We start from the raw sequence: 23,881 nt of genomic DNA on the forward strand, positions 1-23,881 counted from the left end.
AGCCGCCAGCGGATTTTCCCGTTTGGCGGCCTTGGTTTTTATTACACCTTCAAGCGCCCAATCTCATGTCTAAGACCAATGCCGCTCTGGCAAATAAAATAGCTTCTTTCGACCCCAACGCGCCCGGCGATGCGGCCGGTGGGCTGTTTGGCCTGCCTTTCACGCCCGAGGAAGCGCAGGTGGTGGTGGTGCCCGTGCCGTGGGAAGTGACGGTGAGCTACCGTGCCGGCACCGCTCAGGGGCCCGCCGCCATCCACGAGGCGTCCCTGCAAGTGGACCTGTACGACCCGGACCTGCCCGACGCCTGGAAGCTGGGCCTCGCCATGGAAGACGAGGACGAAACCATTGCCGCGGCCAGCAACAAGCTGCGCCCGCAAGCCGCCGACTACATCACCTGGCTTGAAGCCGGCCAGCCCGAAGACGGCCACGCCAAACACGGCGGAGTGCCCGCGCAGGTGACCACCGAAGGCGCCAAAATGGTGAAGTGGCTCAAGGAGAAAACCGGCGCCCTGCTCGACGAGGGCAAAGGCGTGGTGGTGCTGGGCGGCGACCACAGCACGCCCCTAGGCTACCTGCACGCGCTGGCCGAACGCCACGAAGAGTTTGCCATTCTGCAGTTTGACGCGCATTGCGACCTGCGGCCCGCTTACGAGGGCTTCAAGTACTCGCACGCCAGCATCATGCACAACGCGCTGGAACTGCCCCAGGTGAAAAAGCTGGTGCAGGTAGGCATCCGTGATATGTGCCAGCAGGAGGCGGAGTACATTGCCACGTCCAACGGCCGGGTGGCGCTGTTTAGCCAGCGCTTTCTGAGCGAAGAGAAGTTTGCCAAGAAGTCCTGGAAAAAGGTGTGCGGCAAAATCATAGCTCAACTTCCTGCCAAGGTGTACATCAGCTTCGACATCGACGGGCTGGACCCCAAACTGTGCCCAGGCACCGGCACGCCCGTGCCCGGCGGCCTGGAGTTTGAGGAAGCTACCTATTTGATTCGCTCCATCGTGCGGGCCGGCATCACCATCATCGGCTGCGACCTGAACGAGGTGGCCCCCGGCGACACCGACTGGAACGGCATCGTGGGCGCGCGCCTGCTCTACCAACTTTGCAACTGGATGGCCGTATCTCAAGGCCGCCTCGTTGCCAAGGGCATGGAGGTGGCCGAGTAAGCTTCTTTCACCTCAACCCCTTTTTTGCCCATGTTAGGCTTTATTCTCAAATTCATTCTTACTGCGGTGCTGGTTTACGGCCTGAGCATGGTACTGCCTGGCGTGGTACTAGGCGGCGTCGGCAGCGCGGCCATTCTGGTGCTGGTGTTGGGCCTGCTCAACGCCGTGGTGAAGCCCATTCTCAAGATTCTGGGCTTTCCCATCACGGTGCTCACGCTCGGCCTGTTCTTGCTGGTCATCAACGTCATCATTGTGAAGCTGGCCGATTTCCTGATGAGCAGCTTCGACGTGCACGGCCTTCTCAACGCCCTGCTGTTCAGCATCGCGCTGTCCATTGTGAATGCGCTGGTGGATTTGGTGATTGACTAAAGGCAGTTATTAGGTTACATAAAAAGAGCCGCTGCTGATATTTCAGCAGCGGCTCTTTTTATGTTAACGTTATGCGCTTTTACTATCGTTGCATTGAAATATTTTCATGCACCCATTTGGCCTCTTCATACGGTGTTACTTCGTCTAGTTTGCTGCTCGTACGACTAAAAGTTGCTTGGGGAATGTCATAGGGTTTGCTGTCGTCAAAGTACGGCCCAACTACACCTAATATCCATCCGTCTTTAGCTGCCCAGTGAGGTTCATTCATTCTGTATTTGAAAACCTCGTAATGAACTAAGTTATTCTTTCCATCAAAGTCCCACGTTACTCGTTCTAAGTGTTCAATATTATCGGGACAAGCATCAAGTTCTGTTGGGAATTCCAGCCAATTTGCAAGGGAACTTTCCGCACCTCTGATAAGTGTATGATACTCTTTCGGGAAAATGTGCGTCTTGTTATGGTCGCTTAACAATTGAAATGTGGTCTCTCTTGTTAGTAAATTTTCTGCATAAGGCAAGATGTCTTGTTCAACCAAAGGATGTCCACTTTCCAGTTTATTGTAAAGCTCTTCTATTCTGTCAAAGCGTTGAGCATTCAGTTTGCTGCTTTGTCGTTTTATAATCACGACTCTATAGATAACAAAAACTACAATTGTTAAAATTATTATGCCTATTACTATTAAAATAACTTTCATGCTAGAGGTGAAAATCAGTAATGTGTTGAAAATTATAGCAGCTAAGCCTGTATTCAACACTCAGATTAAATGTGTTTTGCCTTCAAATATAGCATAATAACAATAATGCACTGAGGTTTTATAAACCAAAAACGCTGCTGCAAAACCTTCAGGGTTAGCAGCAGCGTTTTTGGTATTTAATGCATGCCATTTTTATAGCCGCCGAATATCAGCCCCGAGGGCGGTGAGGCGCTGGTCGATATTCTGGTAGCCGCGGTCAATCTGCTCCACGTTTTCAATGGTGCTTTTGCCTTCGGCCGAGAGGGCGGCGATGAGCAGGGCCACGCCAGCCCGAATGTCGGGCGAGGTCATGGTGATGCCGCGCAGGCGCGTGCGCTGGTCCAGGCCGATAACCGTGGCGCGGTGTGGGTCGCAGAGAATAATCTGGGCACCCATGTCGATGAGCTTGTCCACGAAAAACAGGCGGCTCTCAAACATCTTCTGGTGAATGAGCACCGTGCCCTTGGCCTGGCAAGCCACTACCAGCACAATGCTGAGCAGGTCAGGCGTGAAGCCCGGCCACGTGTGGTCGCTCACCGTGAGAATGGAGCCGTCGAGGTACGTGGAGATTTCGTAGTGGGGTTGAGCCGGGATGTAAATGTCATCGCCCCGAAACTCCAGCTGAATGCCGAGCTTGCGGAAGGTATCCGGGATAAGGCCCAGCTGCGGAATCTGGCAGTTTTTGATGGTGATTTCGGAACCCGTCATGGCCGCCAGGCCGATGAAGGAGCCGATTTCTATCATGTCGGGCAGCATGCGGTGCTCGGTGCCGCCGAGGCTTTGCACGCCTTCGATGGTGAGCAGGTTGGAGCCGATGCCTTGGATGTTGGCGCCCATGCGCACCAGCATGCGGCACAGCTGCTGCAGGTAAGGCTCGCAAGCCGCGTTGTAGATGGTCGTGACACCATCGGCCAGTACCGCGGCCATCAGAATGTTGGCCGTGCCCGTTACCGAGGCTTCGTCGAGCAGCATGTGCGTGCCCTTGAGCTTGCCGTCGGCCTTAATGCGGTAAAAGTCCAAGCCTTCCAGCGTAAGCTTGCCGCCCAATTTCTCGAGGCCCAGAAAGTGGGTGTCCATCGGCCGGCGGCCGATTTTGTCGCCGCCGGGCTTGGGTAACTGGCAGCGGCCGTAGCGGCCCAGCATGGGGCCCAGAATCATGACCGAGCCGCGCAGCGCGCCAGCCTGGGCCACAAACTCGGGTGTGTCCATGTAGTCGAGGTTCACGTTCTCGGCCTGGAACACGTAGGTGTCAGTGGCTAGCTTGCCCACTTTCACGCCCAAGTCGCGCAGCAGCTCAATCAGCTTGTTGACGTCGCGGATGTCCGGAATATTGCTGATGGTGACCGGCTCGGACGTCAGCAATACCGCGCAGAGAATCTGGAGGGCTTCGTTTTTGGCGCCCTGGGGCGTGATTTCACCGCGCAGGGCTTTGCCACCGCGTACTTCAAATGCAGCCATGTAAAATTGAGCTGTGAGCTAACCGCTGTTGGCTGTTAGCTTATGGGATAAAGAATAGGAAAACAGGGCTTGAGAACCGGGCGCATAATGTAGCGGATTCTCAAGCCAAAAAGTTACTGCGGAGGCTGCTGGGGTTCCTGGCGGCCTTTTTTGCGTTTCTTGCCGCCCTTGTTGCCAAAGCCGCCGTTGCGGCCTTCGCGGTTGTCGCGTCCTTCGCGTCGTTCGCGGCCTTCCCGCTGCTGGGGTTGGGGCACGATAAAGGCTGGTGTGCGGCCGGTACCAGCCGGCATCTCAAACAGGTTTTCACTGTCGACCACGGCCGGGTCGAGGCGGAGCTGGCCACCGGAGAGTTCCCCAAATGGCGCAGGATGGTCACGTCCTTGGCGTTTTCCTTGTTGTGCTGGCGGTACAGGAATTTCATCGTCCGGCCAATCTGCACGGTGGCCTGCTCGCGTTCGGCGGGGTCCTCAATCGTCAGGGCCTTGGCAATAAGCGCTTCCACCGCTGCGCCGTAGGCCCGCAGCTTGGGCGCCTGGCGGGGGTAGGGGACGCGGGTGGGCTTCTCGGTGCGTATGGTGAGGCTGCGCAGCGGCACGGGAGCATCCAGCGTTACTTCTTCGCCGGCCATGGCGTGGAGGTGGTTCCAGAGGCGGGTTTGCACCTCGGGCAATTCGCGCAAGGAAGGCTGCAGTCGGAGCATGAGCTGGACAATCTGCCCGGCCCGCTTGGTGCGCTCGGCCAGGTCTTCAATCTGGGCCAGGCCCTGAATGAGCTGGTAGGTGCTGTGCCCGTATTCGCGCACCAGCAGTTGCAGGTGGAAGGGCAGGGTGGTGAGGTCGGTCATAAAAAACAATGGGAGCGTCCAGCCAGCGCCGGGGCTCAGGCCAAAGATACGGTTCTGGTTGGCTCAGCAGGGTAAAATATTAGGTGGTCGTGCACAACGCCGAAGCAACACCACCGTGCTTGTGACCCATTCGTCTGCCATGCTGAGCCTGCGAAGCATCTTATCACGGCCCAACAAGTAGTTCTGACCTGAGAAGATGCTTCGCAGGCTCAGCATGACAGAAGGCGCTGGCGAAACAGCAGCGGTTCAGCCCAACGTGGACAGCTAGTGTACCCGCAGCTTGGCGAAACTGAGCAGCAGCACTTTTTCGCCCACTTCTTCGAACTGAATGGTGGCTTTGGTGGTGCCCTGCTGGGTTTCCAGCTGGCTCACGACGCCGAAGCCAAACTTGGCGTGCTCCACGCGCTGACCGCTTTGCAGCTTGGACGTGTCGGAAGGAGTGAAGTCGGCCGGGGCCACGTACTTGGTGGCTTGCACCTTACGCGGGGCAGTTGGAATTAGGTTAGAGCGGCGCTCAAATACGTGCTGAAACGGCGACTCGCCCGTGCCCGGCCCGGTCGCAAACTTGAAGTTGACGTACTGCGGGTCAATCTCATCCAGAAAGCGGCTTTTCTCGCAGCTGCGCAGGTTGCCCCACTGGTAGCGCGAGGTAGCGTAGCTCAACGTGAGCTTTTTCTCGGCCCGCGTGATGGCCACGTAAAACAGTCGGCGCTCTTCTTCGAGGTCGGCCCGTGAGGTAATCATCATCTGGCTTGGGAAGAGGTTTTCCTCCATGCCCACGATGTACACATTGCGGAATTCCAGGCCCTTGGCCGAGTGTATGGTCATCAGCGTCACGGCCTCGCCTTCCTGCGCAGCGTCTTTCAGGTCGGAGTCCGTTACCAGGGCAATGTCCTGCAGGAAAGCGCCAAGGCTCTTGTCTTCGCGCTCGGGGTCGTCGACGTATTCCTTGATGCCGTTGAGCAGTTCCTGCATGTTCTCGTAGCGGGAGAGGCCCTCGATGCTCTTGTCGGCGTACAACTCCTCGAGCATGCCCGAGTTTTTGGCGATGAACTTGGCGGCTTCGAAGGCATCCTCCTTGGCGGCTATCACCATGTAGCTCTTGATTTTCTCGGCAAAGCCCACCACTGGGTTCGACACCCGCGCGGCCAGGAATTGGTCGGCGTTGGCCACCACTTCCCACAGCGTGTGGTTGTTCTCGTCGGCCGTGGTAATCAGCTTGCTAATTGTCGTGTCACCAATACCGCGCTTGGGGTAATTGATTACCCGGCGCAGCGCCTGCTCGTCGTTTTGGTTAACGGTCAGGCGCAGATAGGCCACCAAATCTTTGATTTCCTTGCGCTGATAAAACGACAGGCCGCCAACGATTTTGTATTTAATATTTAATTTCCGCAGGGCTTCTTCCATCGCGCGGCTTTGCGCATTGGTGCGGTACAGGATGGCGAAGTTGTCATAAGACAAGTGGCCATTCATCTTGTCCTCGTAGATGGAATTGGCCACCAGCTTGCCTTCCTCGTTATCGGAAGCGGCTTTCAGGACTTCAATCAGGGTGCCGTCTTCGTTCTCCGAAAAAACGTCCTTGCGCAGCTGCGCCTGGTTGTTTTTAATCACCGAGTTCGCGGCCCACACGATGTTCTTGGTGGAGCGGTAGTTCTGCTCCAGTTTGAAGACCTGGAGTTCGGGGTAGTCTTTCTCGAAGTTGAGAATGTTGGTGATGTCGGCGCCCCGGAAGGCGTAGATGCTTTGCGCGTCGTCGCCCACCACGCAGATGTTCCGCTCTTTTGCCGCCAGCTTGCGCGTTATCAGGTACTGCGAATAGTTGGTGTCCTGGTACTCGTCCACCATCACAAACCGGAACATGTTCTGGTACTTGTTCAGCACGTCGACGTGCTCCTTGAACAGCACGTTGGTGTTGAAGAGCAGGTCGTCGAAGTCCATGGCGCCGGCCTTGAAGCAGCGCTGCTGGTACTGCTGGTAGAGCACCCCAATCTTGGGCCGGAGCGCCGCTTCGTCGTCGGCCTTGATGGCCGCGTCGTTAAGGTACTGGTTCACTGAAATCAGCTTGTTCTTCGCCGCCGAAATGCGGCCCAGCACCAGACTGGGCTTGTAGAGCTTGTCATCCAGCTCCAGCTCTTTCACAATCTGCCCAATCAGGGTTTTCGAGTCCTGGGTGTCGTAGATGGTGAAGCTGCGCGGGTAGCCAATCTTGTCGGCTTCGGAACGGAGGATTTTGGCGAACACCGAGTGGAAAGTGCCCATCCAGAGGTTGCGGGCGGCGGGGCCAACCACCTTCTCAACACGGGCGCGCATCTCCTTGGCGGCCTTGTTGGTAAAGGTGAGGGCAAGGATGTTGAACGGGTCAACGCCCTTTTCCAGCAGGTTGGCAATGCGGTAGGTGAGCACCCGGGTTTTGCCCGAGCCGGCACCGGCGATAATCATGCACGGGCCTTCGGTTTGCATCACCGCGGCGGCCTGCGACGGATTGAGGAGGGATAAATAATCTAGTGCCATCTGCGAATTAAGCCGCCTTTTGGGCGGTTGACAAAGATACGGCCCACCGGGTAGGGGGCCCAATGAATTTCTAGCCCCGCGGTCGGGGTTATCTTTGTACTAATGATTATTATTCAAGAAACGGTCATCTCCGACGACATCGCCGACAACTTTTTCGTCTGCAACCTCGAAGCCTGCAAGGGCGCCTGCTGCGTGGAGGGCGACCTCGGCGCGCCGCTCGAAGAACCCGAGCTCAAGATTCTGGAGCAGGAATACGCCAACATCAAGCCCTTCCTCACCGATGCGGGCCGCGCGGCCATCGAGGCCCAGGGCCTGTACATCAAGGATTGGGAAGGCGACTTCAGCACAACAACAATTGACGACAAGGAGTGCGCCTACGCGCTCTACGACGAGCGCGGCATCCTGAAGTGTGGTATTGAGCAGGCCTACCTGGCCGGCGCCACCACGTTCAAAAAGCCCATCAGCTGCCACCTGTACCCCATCCGCATCACCAAGTACGACGGCTTCGACGCCCTCAACTACGACCGGTGGGGCATCTGCAATCCGGCCTGCGCCTTTGGCGGTACGCTGGGCGTGAAGGTGTACCAGTTTTTGAAAGACCCGCTCATTCGCAAGTATGGGGAGGGCTGGTACGGGGAGCTGGTGCGGGAGATTGAGAACCCAACGCCTGCAAAGAAATAGCTTCTGTCATCCTGAACGCAGTGAAGGACCTTATCACGCCGGAACGACTTGTTCTAGCGTGATAAGGTCCTTCACTGCGTTCAGGATGACAATAGGCGGAAGCTTAGGCTTCTTTCACTACAATCTTCTCGATTTCGTCGTTGGCCTGAATCTGGTCGATAACCTCGACGCCTTCTACCACTTTGCCGAACACAGTGTGCACGCGGTCGAGGTGGGCAGTGTTCTGGCGGTCGTGTACCACGAAGAACTGCGAGCCGCCGGTGTTTTTGCCGGCATGGGCCATGCTCAGGGCGCCGCGCTCGTGGTACTGGTTGTTGCCGGTGGTTTCGCAGTCGATTTTGTAGCCGGGGCCGCCGGTGCCGGGCACGCCTTTGGCGCCGGCGCGGGTGTTGGGGCAGCCGCCCTGAATCACGAAGTTGGGGATGACGCGGTGGAATTTGAGGCCGTCGTAGTAGCCTTTTTCGGCCAGGTCGATGAAGTTTTTAACGGTCTTGGGAGCGTCCTGCTCGTAAAACTCAACTTTCATGACACCTTTCTTGGTGTGGATTTCAGCAGTTTTCATGTAGTGCGGAATTTGCAGCTTAAATAATGTGACGGAAACACCGTGGTGCTTACGTAACGACGAAGGTAAGAAATGAGTTGGCGTAGCGAAACATCCAAAGGGGTTTGTTGCTTCGTAAGCTCAACCGCCGCATCGGCATATTTACACCAAACCATTTTTTACCACACGCTTTCACCTCCCATTTTTTCATGAAAAAGCAATTCGCTCCCCTGCTGGCTGCATTGGCCACTTCGCTCATGCTGGCCAGCTGCGGCACCGATAAGACTGCCACCACCGAAACTGAAACCACCGCCAACCCTGCCGATTCGGTAGCTGCTATGGCCGGCGACTCGGCCCGCATGGCGAAGCCCGAAGGCGTGATGGTAGACGGCGTGGCCATGACGGCCGACAAAAACATCGTAGAAAATGCGGCCGCCGCCAAAAGCGTCAGCACGCTGGTAGCCGCCGTGAAACAGGCCGGCCTGGCCGAAACCCTGAGCGGCCCCGGCCCCTTCACGGTATTTGCCCCCACCAACGCTGCGTTTGACAAGCTGCCCAAAGGCGCCGTAGCCGGCTTGATGGACCCCGCCAGCAAAGCCAAGCTCGCCGGCGTGCTCACCTACCACGTAATCCCCGGCCGCCTCGTGGCTGCCGACCTGAAAGACGGCCAGGAGCTGACCACCGTGAACGGCCAGAAGCTGCGCGTTTCCGTGAAAGACGGCGCCGTGATGGTAAGCAACGGCAAAGACGCCCCCGCCACTGTGCAAATTGCCGACGTGATTTCGAGCAACGGCGTGACCCACGTCATCGACGGCGTAATCCTGCCCCTGGACAAGTAGCCATTTCTGTTAATGAAGAATGAGGAATGAGGAATGAAGAATTAGCTCAACGGCCAATTCTTCATTCCTCATTCTTCATTAAGTGCAGCGCTAATGCCGGTTGTCTTCGCCGGCCAGCATGCTCAGGTAGCTGTCGTAGCGGGGCAGCGCGATGCGGCCCTGGTCCACGGCTTCGCGCACGACGCAGCCGGGCTCGTGGGTGTGCTGGCAGTTGTGGTAGCGGCACTGGTTGAGCAGGGCGCGCATTTCGGGGAAGTAGCCGGCCAATTCGGCGGGCGGCATATCGACGAGGCCCAATTCCTTGATGCCCGGGGTGTCGATGATGAAGGTGCCGGGGCGCACTTCCAGCATCTCGGCAAAGGTGGTGGTGTGCACGCCTTTGTCCGAGAACTCGCTGATTTCGGCCGTTTTCAGGTCCAGGTCGGGCACCAGGGCGTTGATGAGGGTACTCTTGCCCACGCCGGAGTGGCCGGCCAGCAGGCTCACTTTGCCGTCGAGCAGCTGGTCGATTTCGGCCACGCCTTCGCCCGTGGTGGCGGCGCAGGTGCGGCTGGGGTAGCCCAGGCTGGCGTACATGCCCGCGATTTCCGCTTGGTACTCAAACCCGTCGGCATCGTACAGGTCGGTTTTGTTGAACAGCAGCGTGACCGGCACGTGGTAGGCCTCGGCCGTGACCAGAAACCGGTCGATAAACCCAAAGGAAGTGGCCGGCGACACCAGCGTGACCACCAGCAGCGCCTGGTCCAGATTGGCCGCCACGATGTGCGAGTGCCCGGTTTTGTGCACCGAGCGCCGGATGATGTAGTTGCGGCGCGGCACGATGTGCGAGATAACCGCGGCGCCTTCGCCCTGGGCCTCCACTGTGAATTCCACGTGGTCGCCCACGGCCAGCGGGTTGCTCACCTTCAGGCCTTTTATCTTGAATTTGCCCCGCAGCCGGCAGCGGTAGAGCTGGCCGGTTTCGGCACCGCGCACGATGTACCAGGAGCCGGTGGATTTTACCACGGTGCCGTGCAGCAAGGCGTTGGGACTAAGTTGGGAAGAGCTATCCGGGGTCATGAGGTGGCAGTGAGGCCGGGCAGGGCGGCCATGATGGTGCGGGTGGCGCCGGCGCGGCCGTGTACGTAGGCCAGCAGGTCGTGCTGCAGCTGCACGCGGGCCGGCTCGCTGTGCCATAAGGGCGCGAAGGCGGTTTCGAGTTCCTCGGCGTTGTGCACCGGAAAAGCGCACTTTAATTCGACCAATTCGATGGCTTCCTGAAACTTGGCGTACGTAGGCCCAAAAAACAGCGGCAGCCCGAAAGCCGCGGCCTCCAGCGTGTTGTGCAGGCCCTTGCCGAAAGCACCGCCGATGTAGCCGTAGGTGCCAAAGCGGTAGAGCTGGCTCAATAAGCCGATGTTGTCGAAAAGCAAAACGCGGGCCTGGGCTACCGTGCTGGCATCGGCCTGCGAATACCGCACCACCTGGCCCGGAAAGGCTTTTTCTACGAGCTGCAGGTTGGTTTCGGTGATTTCGTGGGGGGCCACCAGCACGCGCAGTTCGTTTTGGCGCCGCCGAATGACGGGGGCCAGGGCGGGCAGGTCTTCGGGCCGCCTGCTGCCCACCACCAGCACGGGCGCGCCGTCGGCCACGAAGGCTTCGACCACGGGCAGCGAGCGGGGAGGAGCTGCCGCCGTAGCCACCACCGTATCAAACCGGGTATCGCCGGCCACGCTCACCTGCGTGAGCCCAATGCCGCGAAGCAGTGCCGCCGAAGCTTCGGTTTGGGTGAAGATGTGGGCGAAGCGCGTGAGAATCTGGCGGAAGAAGCCGGCCCAGGGCTTGAAGAACACCTGGTCGGGCCGGAATATGGCCGAAACCACCACGGCCGGGATGCCGCGCCGGTGGGTCTCGTTCAGGAAATGGTACCAGAACTCGTACTTGACGAACACCGCCAGTTGGGGCCGCACGGCGTCTAAGAACGCGCGGGCATTGCGACGCGTATCGAGCGGCAAATAGAAGATATAATCTGCCCCCGGCCAGTTCTTGCGGATTTCGTAGCCCGAAGGCGAGAAGAACGTGAGCACCACTTTTGTGTCCGGATGGGCTTGCCGGTACGCCTCGATTAGCGGGCGGCCTTGCTCAAACTCGCCCAGCGATGCACAATGAAACCATGCCCGCGGGGCCGCGTCCGTCCCCAGGGTTTCGCGAATGTGCGCCAGCAGCCCGCGCCGGCCGGCTACCCAGGCTGCCGCCTTGGGTACAAAAGGAGCCAACAGGCGCAGCAGCAGGCCATAAAGGCCCAGGGCAATATCGTAGAGGAACAGCAAGGCCCAAAATTACGCACTACCGGCTCAGCCTAGGATTATGGCCGCGGTTAAATTGTAGAATCGGCTTCCCAATCAACGGGGCAGGCTTCGCCGTTTTTCTCGAAGTGCTGCAAGGCATCTATCATGCGCAGGGCTTCGTTGAGGCTGCGGCCCAGGGGCCGGTCGTTGACGAGTGGTGGCGCACAATACCGTCCCGGTCAATAAGAAACAGGCCGCGGTAGGCCATGGGCGAGCCCACGTAGGTCATTTCGCCCTGCTCGTTGTAGTCGTAGTGGCCGCCGAGCACGTCGTAATTGGCCGAAATGGTTTTGGTGGCATCGGCCACCAGCGGGTACTTCACGCCAAAAATACCCCCTTGTCGCGCGGCTTGAGCTGCCAGGCCAGGTGTGCATACTGCGAATCGGTAGAGCAGCCGATTACGGCCACACCCCGGCGCTCAAATTCATCCAGGCGGTCCTGAAACGCCAGAACTTCGGTGGGGCACACGAGGCTAAAATCCGCGGGGTAAAAGAAAAACAAGACGTGCTTTTTGCCCAGGTAGCGGTCCAGCGAAAAGTCTTCTTCGAAGGTACCATCGATGACGGCGGTGGCTTTAAAGGAAGGGGCGCGCTTGCCCACGAGAACTGCCATTTAAGGGGTGTTGAGTGTTGAGGGTTAAATGTGGAGTTGTACGGGCTGAAGGCAGAGTTGGTAAGAATAACCTGAAACCAGGGTTAATCCAACCCTGACATTCAACCCTTAACCCTCAGCACTTCTATTTTCCCTTGAAATCCGGCTTGCGCTTTTCGACGAAAGCGGCCATGCCTTCCTTCTGGTCTTCGGAGGCGAAAGTGAGGTAGAAGTTCTTGCGCTCGAAGTGCAGGCCCTCGTCCAGGTGGGTTTCAAAAGCGCGGTTCACCGATTCCTTGGCCAGGCGGGCCGCCACCGGCGACATGGCCGCGATGCTGGCCGCCAAGCGGTACGCCTCTTCCAGGTACTGGCCCACGGGCACTACGCGGTTCACCAAGCCCACCCGGTGCGCTTCCTGCGCCGAAATGAACTCGCCGGTGAGCACCATTTCCATGGCCTTGGCCTTGCCCACGGCGCGGGTGAGCCGCTGGGTGCCGCCCGCGCCCGGCATGGTGCCGATGCGAATTTCGGGCTGGCCAAATTGAGCCGTTTCCGATGCTACCAGCATGTCGCAGGTCATGGCCAGCTCGCAGCCGCCGCCCAGCGCGAAGCCTGATACGGCGCCAATCAGCGGCTTCCGGAACTTGCGAATCTGGTCCCAGGTGCTGAACTGGTCGGTAATGAGCATGTCGATGGCCGACTTGCCCGCCATCTGCTTGATGTCGGCGCCGGCCGCAAATGCCCGCTCATTGCCCGTAATCACCACCACGCGCACGGCATCGTCCTCGTCGAGCGCCTTGAGCGCGTCGCGGATTTCCAGCATCAGCTGCAGGTTGAGGGCATTGAGCTCCTTGGGCCGGTTGAGCTGAATGAGGGCGACCCCGGGGCGCGCCTGGGGAGTGACGAGAATGAATTCCATGCGGTGGGATGTAGCGCGGACTTTTAGTCCGCGAGTGGATAGATAGTTGGGGAAACACGCGGACTAAACGTCCGCGCTACGATTGGCACACAAACTGAAACGTGCCGCGGGTGCGCTGCTCCAGCAACAGGCGCTTGCCCTGCGTGAGCCGGGTAATGCTGGCCGCGTCGTAGTTTTTGATGGTGTAAAGCGTCAGGCCGGTATTGTAATGCAGCTTGAACTGCTCGCGCAGCAAGTCCAGCAGCTTGCCCACGCGGCGCTCCGAAAAATCGGTGCACACCGAAAAGCTGAGCGCGGAGTTTTGCATGAGGTTAATCTTCAGCTTGGCCTGCGCCAAACCGCCGAAAATCACTTCCAGGTTTTCTTCCGAAATAAAAGCGAAGTCTTTGCTTTCGAAGGACAGCAGGCACTGGTCAGGCTTGCAAATGAAGGCCGGCGCCAGCGTGGGGTGCTGGCACTCGTGGATGAGCGTGCCCTCAGCCTCGGGGTCCACAAAGGACTTCACCCGTAGCGGAATGCCGCGGTCGGCCAGTGGCTTCAGCGTTTTGGGGTGAATGACCGAGGCGCCGTAGTAGGCCATTTCGATGGTTTCGCGGTAGCTGATTTCGGGATAGCGCACGGTGTCCGGAAACAGCTTGGGGTCGGCGTTGAGCAGGCCGGCCACGTCTTTCCAGATGGTCACGCTTTCGGCTCGCAAGCAGTAGGCAAAAATCGCCGCCGTGTAGTCGGAGCCTTCCCGGCCCAGCGTGGTGGTAGCGCCGCCGGCCGTGCCCCCAAGAATCCCTGGGTCAGTACCGGGCCCTGGGCCAGGAGTGAGGGCAGGGCGGCCGCAATGTGGCGCTCGGTGGTGGCCCAATCCACGCGGCCTTCGCGCCAGGTGTGGTCCGTGCGGATGAGGGGGCGACAGTCGAGCCACTGCGCGCCGATGGCCGTCGCTACAATGCAAGTGGCCAGCAGCTCGCCAAAGCTCACTATCTGGTCGTACTGCCGGTCGTAGTCGCCGTGGCCCACCGTGGCCAGCTGGTCGGCTAGCTGCGTCAGCAGCTCAGGTAGGGTTGGGGCTTGCGGGGCATCCGCTGGCGGTTGCTCAACGGTGGGGCCTAGCTCCGCCGCCACGCTAAGATGAAACGTGCTGAGTTGAGCTAACTGCGCGGTGTAATCCTGGCCGCTGTAGGCCAGCTGAAACAGCTCCTCGAGCGCGTTGGTGGTCTTGCCCATGGCCGACACCACCACGAGCAGCGGCTGTTGGCGGCCGTAGCGCGCCACTATTCCGGCCAAATTCCGGATGGCCGCCACATCGCGCACCGACGCTCCGCCAAACTTATAAACCAGCACATTTTCCATGGCGAGCAAAGGTAGGAGAGCCGGCAGGCATTGTCGAGCCTGGCCCAAAAACTTGTATTAAGGTCTCTTGACTAAGCTCATTTATCGGAATGTATAAGTCCAACCATAAGTGCTCGATTGCTGCCAACCATAAAATTTCGGCCCCCAAAGAGTAGCTTTGCTCTGGATTCCCGCCCTTCATTCCGCTTCTTGCTATTTTCTATGGACCACAACAAACTGGCCCTGCCCGTTGGCACTACCCTCGACCGTTTCATCATGCGCAAGCAGGAGGATTTTCCCTACGCCACGGGAGAATTGTCGCAGCTGCTGCGCGACATCGCGCTGGCGGCTAAAATTGTAAACCGCGAAATCAACCGCTCCGGGCTCATCGACATTGCCGGCGCGTACGGCAACCGCAACGTACAGGGCGAAGACCAGCAGAAGCTCGACGTCATCGCCAACATCCGCTTCATCCGGGCCCTGCGCAACGGCGGCGAGGTGTGCACCATCATCTCGGAGGAAGACGACGAGATGATTCAGACCGGCAACAACCAAGGCAAGTACGTGGTGGCCATCGACCCGCTCGACGGCTCGTCGAACATCGACGTGAACGTGAGCATCGGCACCATTTTCAGCATCTACCGCCGCGTGTCGCCCACCGGCCGCGAAGGCACCGCTGCAGACTGCCTGCAGCCCGGCACCCACCAGGTAGCCGCCGGCTACGTCATCTACGGCTCGAGCACCATGCTCGTGTACACGACCGGCAACGGCGTGAACGGCTTCACCTACGAGCACTCGCTGGGCGAATTCTTTCTCTCGCACCCCGACATCATCACGCCCAAAAGCGGCAACATCTACTCCATCAACGAAGGCAGCTCCGACTCCTTCTCGCCCGGCGTCACGGCGTTTGTGAAGCACTGCAAGGAGCTCAGCTTCTCAGCCCGCTACATTGGCTCGCTGGTGGCCGACTTCCACCGCAACCTGCTCAAGGGCGGCATCTACATTTATCCCGCTACGGCCAAAAGCCCCCAGGGCAAGCTGCGTCTCATGTACGAGTGCAACCCCTGGCCTTCATCGTGGAGCAAGCCGGCGGCAAAAGCTCCAACGGCCACCAGCGCACCATGGAAATTGAGCCAAAAACCCCACACGAGCGCTGCCCCATCTTCATCGGCAGCAAAGAGCTGGTAGAAGAGGCCGAAGCTTTCCTGACCAAGGAAAAACAGCCCAAGCCGGTGACCGCCAAATAGCAGTAAGTTTTAGCCACAAAAAAGGCCGCTCCTGATTCAGGAGCGGCCTTTTTTGTGGCAGATTAATGAGAGCTATTCGGCCTTCTTGCGGGGCTTCTTGGCCGCAGCCGCGGCCTCGGGGTTGCCTTGCGCTTCTGGCGCTTCGTCGGCCTCGGGAATCAAGCCGCCGGTGCTCAGGGGCTCGTCGGCGGTGGGCTCCGTGTCAGCTTTAGCCGATTTGCGCTTGGCTTTGGGGGCGACGTCAGTCGATTCTTCCTGGGCTTCATCGGCAGCGGCTTCCTGGTAGGGAACGTGCTTGCTCACGATGCCAAACCAGTTGGCCAGCTTCTTAATATCGGACAGGTACACCCGGTCGCGGTCGTAATCGGGAATCACGCTGGCCATGAAGTCGGTCAGCTCGCCCTCGCTCGATTTGGACGTTACCGGCGCCGTGGCGCCGTGGGTTTTGTAAATGCGTTCGAACGCTTCCGTAAGGGGCACGGTCTGCTCGGGGTCCTGGGTATAAATGGAGATTTCCGACAGCAGGGACACTTTGTTGCGGGCGGGGGCCAGGGTGCGGGTGGCTTTCTCGTCGAGGCTTTCCACCAGCACGCCGTGGCGCGCGGCGCGCACTAAGCGGTACAGACCGGGCATGCCGCTGATGGCGGCCAACTCTTGCAATTCGTAAGGCATCTTGTTGGGTATGAAATGAAGAATGAGGAACAAAGAACCCGGAGTGAAGGCGGGCCGCAGCCCACTTCTTCACCCCTGTCCGTCATTCCTCATCCAAAATTACGCTTTATTCTCCTCCCGTGGCGTTCGAACCCGTCACGCCCAGCTTGAACACGATGGGTAAGCTGGTGAGAATGGGGTACTCCGGCTTCTTGAACTTGAGCAGGCGCACCACGCGCAGGGCTTCTTCGCCGGTGCCGCCGCCCACCTGCTTCACCAGCTTCACGCCCGATAAAGTACCGTCGGGGTTCAGGGTAAAGCTGACGATGCACTGGCCCTGAATGCGGTTGCGCTTGGCCATGAGCGGGTACTTCAGCTCCTTGGCGATGAAGGCGTACATGGCCTCCTGGCCGCCTTCGTAGTACTCGGCCACTGGAATCACCTTGCCGGCCGACGCAATGCCGGTGCCTTGTTGGGCAGGAGCGGTTTGGGCCGCGGCAGGAGCGGCGGCCGCCAGCAGCAGGCCCAGGGCCCACTGCGAAATAGATGGGGTCTTCGTCATATTAAATAAGGTACAGTGAAACGTGGCGGAAAGTGCCTTACGCAGGCCGAGCCGCCGTAGGCAATTTCGGGGCCAATCTAAGCTTTGGTTTCGGACCCGGCCACCCATTCTTTGTTTACTTCGGCAATAAAGTTGAGCACTTCGTCGCGGCCCAGGGCCGTTTCGGCCGAGGTCTGGAAGTAGCGGGGCAGGCTCGTCCCAGATTTCGCTCATCTTTTTCAGGTAATCGGTTACCAACGCCTTGGTTTGCGCCGTCGATTGCTTGTCCGTCTTGGTAAATATCATCACAAACGGAATGCCCTCTTCGCCGAGCTTTTCCATGAATTCCAGGTCGGCGGCCTGCGGGGCGTGGCGCGAATCAATGAGCACGCACACGCACATCAGATTGGGCCGATGGCGCAGATAGTAATTAATCATGCGCGCCCATTCTGCCCGCGAGGTTTTGCTCACTTTGGCGTAGCCGTAACCGGGCAAATCGACCAGAAACCACTCGTCGTTAATTACGAAATGGTTGATTAGTTGGGTCTTGCCGGGCGAGGCCGAGGTTTTGGCCAGGCCGTTGCGGCCCGTGAGCATATTAATAAGGGAAGACTTGCCCACGTTGGAGCGGCCAATAAAAGCGTATTCGGGCAGCGTAGGCTCGGGGCACAGGTCGGCTCGGGAATTGCTGGTCAGAAAACGGGCATCGCGAATAATCATCGATTGGCAGGTAAAATACAGTTGGTAACGAATTGCAAAATTACATCTTAAACGAAGGGGCGGTTCAATAAATAAAAACCTAGGAATTGATAGCTATTTCATTGGTGCGTCTATATTTGCGCGGTATGCCTGCCCTTCCAGCCGGCCGCTGCTGCCTTAATTGCGCCCTCCTGAATGGCCGAAATCTTGCCAAAAACCGCTTTTAGTAAGCAAAAAACCTATCTTTGCCCGTCTAGGCACTGCCTTTGACGCGGCGTAGCGCGCCAAGCTGAACAGTGTTGGTACGGTTACCTTCTCTACAAACCCGCATTAAGGCTAACCCTGCTGCATTTTTTCAGTATAAGGCCCCAAATACCGCCCGCTGCCATTATTAATACGCGGCGCCTTCCTCTTACAAACCCTTCAGAAATTTCTCTTTTTCAAACATCTCCTCAAATGGACAACTTATCCAGAAGGTTACTGCAAGCGTCGTGCGCCGTTGCCCTCACCGCCGCTATCGCCACCCCGGCCCAGGCGCAAAGCACGCGTAAGGACCTCAAGACCGGCAACAAGTTCTTCGAGCAGGAAAATTACCGCGCCGCTCTTCCTTTCTACGAGAAAGTGCTCGCCAAAGACCCGAACAATGCCAAAGCGTTGTTTAACGCCGGTATTTCCTACATGTCGTTCGACAAGGAAAAGGCCAGCGATTACATCTACAAGGCGCAAAAGCTGAAGCCGAAAGTTTCGAAAGACGTGGAGTACTGGCTCGGCCGGGTCGACCACCTCAACTACAACTTCGACGAGGCCGTGGCGCACTTCCAAGCGTACAACACCACGCTGAAGAAGAACGACCAGCGCAAGGAAGAACTGGCGCAGCTGATTCAGCACAGCAAGAACGCCAAGGTGCTGTTCAACTCGCCCAAGGACATCTTCGTGAAGAACCTGGGCCCCACCATCAACACGCAGTTCTCGGAGCACAGCCCGGTAATTTCGGCCGATGACAAAATCCTGCTCTTCACCTCGCGTGGCGAAAACGTAACCGGTGCATCCGGCAAGCCCAGCGACAAGAAGAACAAGAGCATTGCCGCCGACGGCGAATACTACGAAGACATCTTCGAAACCAAGCGCGTCGACGACGAAAACTGGGAGAAGCCCCGCTCGCTGAGCGCTGCCCTCAACGGCAAAGGCCACGACGCCTCGACCCAGCTGTTCGACAACGACACCAAGCTGTTGATGTACCGCAACGACAACAACGGCGACATCTTTGTCTCCGAGCGCGGTGCCAGCGGCGAATGGACGGCTCCCAAACCGTTGGGCAGCAACATCAACTCCAAGTCGTACGAAGGTGATGCCCACATCACCCAGGATGGCCTGACGCTGTATTTCTCGACCGGTCGCTACTCTGAAGACGGAACCCTCGACCTGTACGTTTCGACCCGCACGGACGTGAACGGTGAGTTTGGTCCCGCCAAGTCGCTCGGTGGCGCTATCAACACCAAGTACGACGACGACAGCCCGTACCTGAGCAAAGACGGCAAGACGCTGTACTTCTCGTCGCGCGGCCACAACACCATGGGCGGCTACGACATCTTCAAGTCGGAGTACAACGCCGAAACCCGCCGCTGGGGCCAGGCCGAGAACCTGGGCTACCCCGTGAACACGCCGGACGATGACTCCTACTACCGTTTGGCTCCCGATGGCTCGTACGCTTACTTGAGCTCCTACCGCATCGGTGGCTACGGCGAGAAGGACATCTACACCATCAACTACATCAAAAACGCCATCATCCAGGGCAAGGTGTTCTCGTCGAAAGACAGCACCAGCGTTATCCCCGGAGTTGAGTGGTGTTCACCGGTGCCCAGGCCGACAAGACGGCCCTGAGCTTCCGCGATATCACCAAGCCCGACGGTGCTTACCAGGTAGCCGTGCTTTCGGGCCGTACCTATCAGGTAGCCGTGAGCAAGGACGGCCAGAACATCGAAACGCAGGAATTCGCCGTGCCGGTGTCGACGAACGACTCGACGACCATCACGAAGAACTTCTACGTGAACTACATCGACACCACCAGCATGGTGGCCTACAAGAGCATCTACTTCGATACCGACAAGTACAAGCTGCGTCCGGAGTCTATCACGCAGTTGAACGCGCTGACCCAGACCCTGCTCGCTACGCCCGGCATCAACATCTCGATTGAAGGCCACTGCGACTCGCGCAACACCGACGAGTACAACATGGTACTGGGCCAGAACCGTGCTGAGGCTGCCTACAACTACCTCAAGAAGCAGGGCATTGCCGAGACCCGCATGACCACCGTAAGCTATGGTGAGCGTCGTCCGGCCGCCCCGAACGATTCGCCCGAGAACATGCAGCTCAACCGTCGTGCTGAGTTCAAGCCTGTATTGGCTGAAGGCCAGAGCATGCCCGCCACCGGTACCACCGGCGCAGGCACTACCGGCGCTGGCACCACTACTACGACCACCACTACCGACTCTACGAGCACTGGCACCACCGGTACTGCTGCTCCGCTGGTTCCCGGCAAGAGCAAGGTGAAAATGGAGGACGGCACCAAGGTGAAAACCAAAGTGGACGAGGACTCCGACAAAGTGAAGGTGAAAACCAAGAGCCCCGAAGGCGACACCAAGACCAAGACCAAAGACGGTGAATTGGATGGCAAAGCCAAAGACGCTACTGGCGACAAGACCAAAATCAAGACCAAAGTAGAGTAGTCGCTCTGGTCTTTAGATAGGGGAGCGGGCCGGGCAATTTGTCCGGCCCGCTTTTTTATGGCCTTGGCGGGGCCAATGGGCCCCCTTTTCTGCCTAATAGATTAACAAACCTGCCCCGTTGGGCGTTGGGGGAGAACAATTTTCTCGCTTCACTTCCGTTCTTTGCGCCCGCTCATGGCCGTAGTACCTTACAAAGACAATTCCGCCGATAAGAAATCGCAGGTTGCCCAGATGTTTAACTCCATCGCGGGCAAGTACGATTTTCTCAACCACTTCCTCAGCGCTGGCACCGACATCTACTGGCGGCGCAAGGCCGTGGACGAGCTCAAAGAGCTACGCCCGGCGCGCATCCTGGACATTGCCACCGGCACCGCCGACTTTGCCATTGAAACCCTGCGCACGGCTGCGGCTGATGCGCACGTGACGGGCGTGGACATCTCGGAAGGCATGCTCGAAGTGGGCCGCCGCAAGCTGGCCGCCAAGGGGCTCGGCCACCGCATTCAGCTTGAGCCTGGGCGACTCCGAAAACCTGCCCTTCCAGGACGGCGAGTTTGATGCGGTGACGGCCTCGTTTGGCGTGCGCAACTTTGCGCACCTCGAGGCCGGCCTCGCCGAGATGCTGCGCGTGCTGCGGCCGGGCGGCAAGCTCGTTATTCTTGAATTCAGCAAGCCCACGGCGTTTCCGCTCAAGCAAGCGTATAATTTTTACTTCCGCCGGGTGCTGCCGGTCTTTGGCAAGTTGATTTCCAAAGACCAATCGGCATATACCTACCTGCCTGCTTCGGTGCAGGCCTTTCCCGACGGCTCCGACTTTTTGGCTATTCTGACCAAAGTCGGTTTTAAAGAACCTGCATGGCAACCACTCACATTCGGCATCAGCTCCATCTACACGGCGCACAAGTAAAACGACTGGCCCTGCTGGGCCTGGTGGTACTCCTGCTGCCCACGGCGGCCCAGGCCCAGCGCCGGGCCAGTTCGAAGGCCAACAAAGGCCGGGGCGGCAACGTCAAGTCCGTTACCGTGGACAACCTGCCCGCTTACGACGAGCGGTGGTTTCATCCGGGCATGTATCTGGGCTTCAGCGGCTCGCGGTTTACCATCGAGCAGTCGCAGGCCTATATCAACAACCAGAATATCACCGCCAACGCGGTGGTGAGCCCCAGTTTGACGGTGGGATTCATTGGCGACGCGCGGCTGGGCAAGCCGGTTTCGCCCTTCATATTCCGGTTTGCGCCTGGCGTCACGTTCCTGACCCGGCGCGTGGAGTTCCGGCCGCGGGGCTACCCCAATCCGGACTCCATCGTGACGCAGACGGTAACCAGCACGGTGGTGCAGTTTCCGCTGCTGCTCAAGTACCAGTCGGAGCGCCGGCGCAACACGCGCATGTACATGATTGCCGGCCTCAGCCCCAACCTCACGGCTAGCAAGCGCCGCAGCGACCCCTTGCGCAACCAGGCGCAGGCCCTGAACACCGACCTCACTGTGGAGTATGGCGTGGGTCTGGACTTGTTCTATCCGCTGTTTAAGCTGGCGCCGGAGCTGCGCTTTTCGCACGGCCTGCGCAATCTGCTGGTGGAGGACAACAACGTGTTCAGCCGCAGCCTGCAGAGCATCAGCACCAATTCGGTGACGCTATACATCAACATCCAGAACTAGCCTGGCGCACCCGTCAGCAGCAGTTTTATCTCTTTTTCATGCGGACAGCATTTATCACCGGCGCTTCGTCGGGTATTGGGCGGGCTACGGCGGTGGCACTCGCCGGGGCGGGTTTCCAACTGGTGGTAACCGGCCGGCGGCGCGAGCGGCTCGAGGAACTGGCGGCTCAACTCGCCCCGACGCCGGTGCATATTCTGGCGTTTGATGTGCGCGACCGGGCGGCGGTGCAGGCGGCCGTGGCCACGCTGCCCGCCGAGCTCCAGGCGCCCGACGTGCTGGTGAACAACGCCGGCGGCGCGCACGGCCTGGCGCCCATTCAGAGCGGCGACCCGGCCGACTGGGACCAGATGCTGGACGCCAACGTGCGCGGCCTGCTCAACATCACGCACGCCTTGCTGCCGGGTATGACGGCCCGGCAAACCGGTTTTATTGTGAACGTGGGCTCGGTAGCCGGCCACGAAGCCTACGCTAACGGCAACGTGTACTGCGCCAGCAAGGCGGCCGTGGCCATGCTCACCAAAACCATGCGGCTCGACCTGCTGCCCACCGGCGTGCGGGTGGCCGAAGTGAACCCCGGAGCCGTGGAAACCGAGTTTTCGCAGGTGCGCTTCAAGGGCGATGAGGCCCGGGCGGCTAAGGTGTATGAGGGCTTCGAGCCGCTCCGGCCCGAAGACGTGGCCGATATTATCGTGTTTATGGTGACCCGCCCGCCGCACGTCACCATTGCCGAGGTGCTGGTGTTGGCCGGGACGCAGGGCGCCGCTACCACCATCGTCCGGAAGTAACCCGGCTGGCGGCGCAGCGCTTAAGCGCAGGCTTATTCGCTTCCTGCGCTTACGAGTTGAGCTAAAATGGCGCGGTTCAGCTCGTGCTTTCCGTCGAAAGTAATGAGCGTGGCCGCGGCGCCCAGCTGCTGAAGCTGTTCATGCTGCTGCGTTGCTTGTGCGACGGAGATGTATTCGTCGTCGGTGCCGATTACCAGGGTTAGCTCAAGCCCTTGCAGGAGGCGGGAGGCCGTCGCCGGCTCAATATCTTCGGGGAAGCTGCCGGCCCACAGAATGAGTTGGGCTGGGCGGAAGCGCGCCCGGGTGAGCCAGCGGCTGACCGTGGCGGTACCCTGCGAGAATCCCAAAACGGTAACTTGTACATCGGCCGGGCAGGCGGCCAGTACGTGCCCGGCCAGCTGGTTGAGGAAGCCGATGTGGTCCTCGATTTCGTGCAGGCGGTCGTCGCGCGTCATCCAGCTGGCGCCCACGCGGCCGCCATTGCCGCTTAGGTAAAACCGGGAAAGTCCCTCGGGGGCAATTACGACGGTATCGGGGTCGGCTTCGGAGAGGAAAGCGAAGTGTCGCGAAAAGTATGCCGCCAGCTGGCCGTAGCCGTGGCAAACAAACCACACCTGCTTGGTCTGCGCGGAAAGCTCTCCCAGCTGATAGTAGCGAGCGGTGCGGGTAACGGCGAGGTGATGTTCCGTCATGGACGCAAAAGTGGAGCCGCGACGGAGGCGGAGGAAAGCTGCGCAGCGCTTACAGCACTGGCAGGTCGTCGGCAGAGAAGTTGAACGGCATCAGGGACGACAGCGATTTGAAGCGCAGGATGGTGCCGGCCCGGCTGGGCAGCAGCAGCGGAATGGGCCGCCCCTGGCGGGCTTCGTATTCCAGCATCACCTGGCGACAGGCACCGCAGGGGAGGGCCGGGCCAAAATCGCCGCCGATGGGCCGGGCCGCCACCGCCATGCCCACAATGGCCCCGTGCTGCGGCTGGCTGGCGGCCAGCCCAAACAGGGCGGTGCGCTCGGCACAGAGGCCGGAGGGGTAAGCCGCGTTTTCCTGGTTGGTGCCTCGAAAAATGGTGCCGTCGGCCAGCAGTAGGGCCGCTCCAACGTGGAACCCCGAGTACGGCGCATACGCATGGCCCGTGGCATCGCGGGCGGCTTGCCAGGTGGCTTGCTCGGCGGCGGTGAGGTCGGTGGCAGAATCCAGTTCGTCGTATGAAATGAACTGCTTGCGGGAAATGCGGGCCATGAAGTGGGACTAAGGGGCGGCGAAGGTAATCTGTAGCG

Annotated in this window: 25 protein-coding genes and 2 pseudogenes; 10 read left to right on the forward strand and 17 right to left on the reverse strand. The window is 59.2% G+C overall.

The features are described from left to right. Positions 1–65 precede the first annotated feature (65 nt). Positions 66–1,163, forward strand: a complete 1,098-nt coding sequence (locus ACFQT0_RS15200; RefSeq protein ID WP_380203971.1) for an agmatinase family protein — start codon at positions 66–68, stop codon at positions 1,161–1,163. Positions 1,164–1,193: 30 nt separating this feature from the next. Next, positions 1,194–1,532: a phage holin family protein gene (locus ACFQT0_RS15205; RefSeq protein WP_380203973.1), complete on the forward strand. Its 339-nt coding sequence runs from the start codon at positions 1,194–1,196 to the stop codon at positions 1,530–1,532. An 82-nt stretch (positions 1,533–1,614) separates the two neighbouring features. Here the strand turns inward: ACFQT0_RS15205 and ACFQT0_RS15210 are convergent, their stop codons facing one another. The 4 genes from ACFQT0_RS15210 to ACFQT0_RS15225 all read right to left on the reverse strand — a co-directional run bounded on the left by ACFQT0_RS15210 (position 1,615) and on the right by ACFQT0_RS15225 (position 7,078). Continuing rightward, entirely contained in the window at positions 1,615–2,226 is a 612-nt protein-coding gene (locus ACFQT0_RS15210; RefSeq protein ID WP_380203975.1) for a hypothetical protein, read from the reverse strand. Between the two features lie 192 nt (positions 2,227–2,418). Next, positions 2,419–3,723, reverse strand: coding sequence for a UDP-N-acetylglucosamine 1-carboxyvinyltransferase (gene murA / locus ACFQT0_RS15215; protein ID WP_380203977.1), 1,305 nt, complete (start codon positions 3,721–3,723; stop codon positions 2,419–2,421). A gap of 100 nt (positions 3,724–3,823) precedes the next feature. Continuing rightward, positions 3,824–4,567, reverse strand: coding sequence for a DUF4290 domain-containing protein (locus ACFQT0_RS15220; RefSeq protein WP_380203979.1), 744 nt, complete (start codon positions 4,565–4,567; stop codon positions 3,824–3,826). 264 nt (positions 4,568–4,831) lie between these two features. Further along, a complete protein-coding gene (locus tag ACFQT0_RS15225) occupies positions 4,832–7,078 on the reverse strand; it encodes an ATP-dependent helicase (protein ID WP_380203981.1) in 2,247 nt (748 codons plus the stop codon). A gap of 102 nt (positions 7,079–7,180) precedes the next feature. On the opposite strand from ACFQT0_RS15225, the gene ACFQT0_RS15230 reads away from it, so the two are divergent. Continuing rightward, positions 7,181–7,759: a DUF3109 family protein gene (locus ACFQT0_RS15230; protein WP_380203983.1), complete on the forward strand. Its 579-nt coding sequence runs from the start codon at positions 7,181–7,183 to the stop codon at positions 7,757–7,759. A 103-nt stretch (positions 7,760–7,862) separates the two neighbouring features. Here the strand turns inward: ACFQT0_RS15230 and ACFQT0_RS15235 are convergent, their stop codons facing one another. Beyond that, a complete protein-coding gene (locus ACFQT0_RS15235; RefSeq protein ID WP_380203985.1) occupies positions 7,863–8,321 on the reverse strand; it encodes a peptidylprolyl isomerase in 459 nt (152 codons plus the stop codon). 188 nt (positions 8,322–8,509) lie between these two features. Here ACFQT0_RS15235 and ACFQT0_RS15240 point away from each other — a divergent pair, with 188 nt between their 5' ends. After that, positions 8,510–9,139 (forward strand): fasciclin domain-containing protein, encoded by a 630-nt coding sequence (locus ACFQT0_RS15240; protein WP_380203986.1) that lies wholly within the window; start codon positions 8,510–8,512, stop codon positions 9,137–9,139. A gap of 90 nt (positions 9,140–9,229) precedes the next feature. On the opposite strand, the gene rsgA is transcribed toward ACFQT0_RS15240, so the two are convergent. The 8 genes from rsgA to ACFQT0_RS15280 all read right to left on the reverse strand — a co-directional run bounded on the left by rsgA (position 9,230) and on the right by ACFQT0_RS15280 (position 14,320). Further along, positions 9,230–10,198 carry a ribosome small subunit-dependent GTPase A gene (gene rsgA, locus ACFQT0_RS15245; protein ID WP_380203988.1) on the reverse strand — a complete coding sequence of 323 codons (969 nt, stop codon included), beginning with the start codon at positions 10,196–10,198 and terminating at the stop codon, positions 9,230–9,232. Next, positions 10,195–11,448 (reverse strand): 3-deoxy-D-manno-octulosonic acid transferase, encoded by a 1,254-nt coding sequence (locus ACFQT0_RS15250; RefSeq protein ID WP_380203990.1) that lies wholly within the window; start codon positions 11,446–11,448, stop codon positions 10,195–10,197. The genes rsgA and ACFQT0_RS15250 overlap by 4 nt, the downstream gene beginning before the upstream one ends. A gap of 47 nt (positions 11,449–11,495) precedes the next feature. Continuing rightward, positions 11,496–11,573: a hypothetical protein gene (locus tag ACFQT0_RS15255; protein ID WP_380206034.1), complete on the reverse strand. Its 78-nt coding sequence runs from the start codon at positions 11,571–11,573 to the stop codon at positions 11,496–11,498. After that, positions 11,570–11,788 (reverse strand): redoxin domain-containing protein, encoded by a 219-nt coding sequence (locus ACFQT0_RS15260; protein WP_380203992.1) that lies wholly within the window; start codon positions 11,786–11,788, stop codon positions 11,570–11,572. Before ACFQT0_RS15260 ends, ACFQT0_RS15255 begins: the two co-directional genes overlap by 4 nt. Continuing rightward, on the reverse strand, positions 11,785–12,078 hold the full coding sequence (locus tag ACFQT0_RS15265) for a redoxin domain-containing protein (RefSeq protein WP_380203994.1): 294 nt from the start codon (positions 12,076–12,078) through the stop codon (positions 11,785–11,787). Before ACFQT0_RS15265 ends, ACFQT0_RS15260 begins: the two co-directional genes overlap by 4 nt. A 124-nt stretch (positions 12,079–12,202) precedes the next feature. Then, the gene (locus ACFQT0_RS15270; RefSeq protein WP_380203996.1) at positions 12,203–12,976 is read right to left on the reverse strand and encodes an enoyl-CoA hydratase-related protein; all 774 of its coding nucleotides are present in this window, start codon (positions 12,974–12,976) and stop codon (positions 12,203–12,205) included. A 76-nt stretch (positions 12,977–13,052) separates the two neighbouring features. After that, the gene (locus ACFQT0_RS15275; protein ID WP_380206035.1) at positions 13,053–13,757 is read right to left on the reverse strand and encodes an amino acid kinase family protein; all 705 of its coding nucleotides are present in this window, start codon (positions 13,755–13,757) and stop codon (positions 13,053–13,055) included. Continuing rightward, positions 13,655–14,320: an amino acid kinase family protein gene (locus ACFQT0_RS15280; RefSeq protein ID WP_380203998.1), complete on the reverse strand. Its 666-nt coding sequence runs from the start codon at positions 14,318–14,320 to the stop codon at positions 13,655–13,657. The genes ACFQT0_RS15275 and ACFQT0_RS15280 overlap by 103 nt, the downstream gene beginning before the upstream one ends. A gap of 201 nt (positions 14,321–14,521) precedes the next feature. On the opposite strand from ACFQT0_RS15280, the pseudogene fbp reads away from it, so the two are divergent. Next, a pseudogene (gene fbp / locus ACFQT0_RS15285) lies at positions 14,522–15,546 on the forward strand (class 1 fructose-bisphosphatase). Positions 15,547–15,618: 72 nt separating this feature from the next. Here the strand turns inward: fbp and ACFQT0_RS15290 are convergent. Together ACFQT0_RS15290 and yihA are read right to left on the reverse strand one after the other, a co-directional pair. After that, entirely contained in the window at positions 15,619–16,218 is a 600-nt protein-coding gene (locus ACFQT0_RS15290; RefSeq protein ID WP_380204000.1) for a DUF5606 family protein, read from the reverse strand. A gap of 106 nt (positions 16,219–16,324) precedes the next feature. Then, entirely contained in the window at positions 16,325–17,458 is a 1,134-nt protein-coding gene (gene yihA / locus ACFQT0_RS15295) for a ribosome biogenesis GTP-binding protein YihA/YsxC (protein WP_380204002.1), read from the reverse strand. Positions 17,459–17,893: 435 nt separating this feature from the next. Between yihA and ACFQT0_RS15300 the strand changes: the two genes are divergently transcribed. From ACFQT0_RS15300 to ACFQT0_RS15320, 5 genes and pseudogenes are all read left to right on the forward strand, one after another. After that, positions 17,894–19,318, forward strand: a complete 1,425-nt coding sequence (locus ACFQT0_RS15300) for a hypothetical protein (protein ID WP_380204004.1) — start codon at positions 17,894–17,896, stop codon at positions 19,316–19,318. Next, positions 19,282–20,163, forward strand: a complete 882-nt coding sequence (locus tag ACFQT0_RS15305) for an OmpA family protein (RefSeq protein ID WP_380204006.1) — start codon at positions 19,282–19,284, stop codon at positions 20,161–20,163. The genes ACFQT0_RS15300 and ACFQT0_RS15305 overlap by 37 nt, the downstream gene beginning before the upstream one ends. 174 nt (positions 20,164–20,337) lie before the next feature. Further along, positions 20,338–21,067, forward strand: a pseudogene (gene ubiE / locus ACFQT0_RS15310) (bifunctional demethylmenaquinone methyltransferase/2-methoxy-6-polyprenyl-1,4-benzoquinol methylase UbiE). Next, on the forward strand, positions 21,016–21,819 hold the full coding sequence (gene porT, locus ACFQT0_RS15315) for a type IX secretion/gliding motility protein PorT/SprT (RefSeq protein WP_380204008.1): 804 nt from the start codon (positions 21,016–21,018) through the stop codon (positions 21,817–21,819). The pseudogene ubiE and the gene porT overlap by 52 nt, the downstream one beginning before the upstream one ends. A 38-nt stretch (positions 21,820–21,857) precedes the next feature. Then, complete coding sequence (locus ACFQT0_RS15320) at positions 21,858–22,604, forward strand: SDR family NAD(P)-dependent oxidoreductase (RefSeq protein ID WP_380204010.1); 747 nt, start codon at positions 21,858–21,860, stop codon at positions 22,602–22,604. A 32-nt stretch (positions 22,605–22,636) separates the two neighbouring features. On the opposite strand, the gene ACFQT0_RS15325 is transcribed toward ACFQT0_RS15320, so the two are convergent. After that, positions 22,637–23,296, reverse strand: coding sequence for an alpha/beta hydrolase (locus ACFQT0_RS15325; protein ID WP_380204012.1), 660 nt, complete (start codon positions 23,294–23,296; stop codon positions 22,637–22,639). Positions 23,297–23,345: 49 nt separating this feature from the next. Then, entirely contained in the window at positions 23,346–23,843 is a 498-nt protein-coding gene (locus ACFQT0_RS15330) for a cytidine deaminase (RefSeq protein ID WP_380204014.1), read from the reverse strand. Positions 23,844–23,881: the final 38 nt, after the last annotated feature.

This window comes from Hymenobacter humi (assembly GCF_042665855.1).
Classification (GTDB): Bacteria; Bacteroidota; Bacteroidia; order Cytophagales; family Hymenobacteraceae; genus Hymenobacter; species Hymenobacter humi.

What these genes read in the sequence shown, in the direction of transcription:
- ACFQT0_RS15200 (WP_380203971.1), top strand. Translation starts at nt 66, where the DNA reads ATGTCTAAGACCAATGCCGCTCTGGCAAATAAAATAGCTTCTTTCGAC.
- ACFQT0_RS15205 (WP_380203973.1), top strand. Translation starts at nt 1,194, where the DNA reads ATGTTAGGCTTTATTCTCAAATTCATTCTTACTGCGGTGCTGGTTTAC.
- ACFQT0_RS15210 (WP_380203975.1), bottom strand. Translation starts at nt 2,226, where the DNA reads ATGAAAGTTATTTTAATAGTAATAGGCATAATAATTTTAACAATTGTA.
- murA (WP_380203977.1), bottom strand. Translation starts at nt 3,723, where the DNA reads ATGGCTGCATTTGAAGTACGCGGTGGCAAAGCCCTGCGCGGTGAAATC.
- ACFQT0_RS15220 (WP_380203979.1), bottom strand. Translation starts at nt 4,567, where the DNA reads ATGACCGACCTCACCACCCTGCCCTTCCACCTGCAACTGCTGGTGCGC.
- ACFQT0_RS15225 (WP_380203981.1), bottom strand. Translation starts at nt 7,078, where the DNA reads ATGGCACTAGATTATTTATCCCTCCTCAATCCGTCGCAGGCCGCCGCG.
- ACFQT0_RS15230 (WP_380203983.1), top strand. Translation starts at nt 7,181, where the DNA reads ATGATTATTATTCAAGAAACGGTCATCTCCGACGACATCGCCGACAAC.
- ACFQT0_RS15235 (WP_380203985.1), bottom strand. Translation starts at nt 8,321, where the DNA reads ATGAAAACTGCTGAAATCCACACCAAGAAAGGTGTCATGAAAGTTGAG.
- ACFQT0_RS15240 (WP_380203986.1), top strand. Translation starts at nt 8,510, where the DNA reads ATGAAAAAGCAATTCGCTCCCCTGCTGGCTGCATTGGCCACTTCGCTC.
- rsgA (WP_380203988.1), bottom strand. Translation starts at nt 10,198, where the DNA reads ATGACCCCGGATAGCTCTTCCCAACTTAGTCCCAACGCCTTGCTGCAC.
- ACFQT0_RS15255 (WP_380206034.1), bottom strand. Translation starts at nt 11,573, where the DNA reads ATGATAGATGCCTTGCAGCACTTCGAGAAAAACGGCGAAGCCTGCCCC.
- ACFQT0_RS15265 (WP_380203994.1), bottom strand. Translation starts at nt 12,078, where the DNA reads ATGGCAGTTCTCGTGGGCAAGCGCGCCCCTTCCTTTAAAGCCACCGCC.
- ACFQT0_RS15270 (WP_380203996.1), bottom strand. Translation starts at nt 12,976, where the DNA reads ATGGAATTCATTCTCGTCACTCCCCAGGCGCGCCCCGGGGTCGCCCTC.
- ACFQT0_RS15280 (WP_380203998.1), bottom strand. Translation starts at nt 14,320, where the DNA reads ATGGAAAATGTGCTGGTTTATAAGTTTGGCGGAGCGTCGGTGCGCGAT.
- ACFQT0_RS15290 (WP_380204000.1), bottom strand. Translation starts at nt 16,218, where the DNA reads ATGCCTTACGAATTGCAAGAGTTGGCCGCCATCAGCGGCATGCCCGGT.
- yihA (WP_380204002.1), bottom strand. Translation starts at nt 17,458, where the DNA reads ATGATTATTCGCGATGCCCGTTTTCTGACCAGCAATTCCCGAGCCGAC.
- ACFQT0_RS15300 (WP_380204004.1), top strand. Translation starts at nt 17,894, where the DNA reads ATGGACAACTTATCCAGAAGGTTACTGCAAGCGTCGTGCGCCGTTGCC.
- porT (WP_380204008.1), top strand. Translation starts at nt 21,016, where the DNA reads ATGGCAACCACTCACATTCGGCATCAGCTCCATCTACACGGCGCACAA.
- ACFQT0_RS15320 (WP_380204010.1), top strand. Translation starts at nt 21,858, where the DNA reads ATGCGGACAGCATTTATCACCGGCGCTTCGTCGGGTATTGGGCGGGCT.
- ACFQT0_RS15325 (WP_380204012.1), bottom strand. Translation starts at nt 23,296, where the DNA reads ATGACGGAACATCACCTCGCCGTTACCCGCACCGCTCGCTACTATCAG.
- ACFQT0_RS15330 (WP_380204014.1), bottom strand. Translation starts at nt 23,843, where the DNA reads ATGGCCCGCATTTCCCGCAAGCAGTTCATTTCATACGACGAACTGGAT.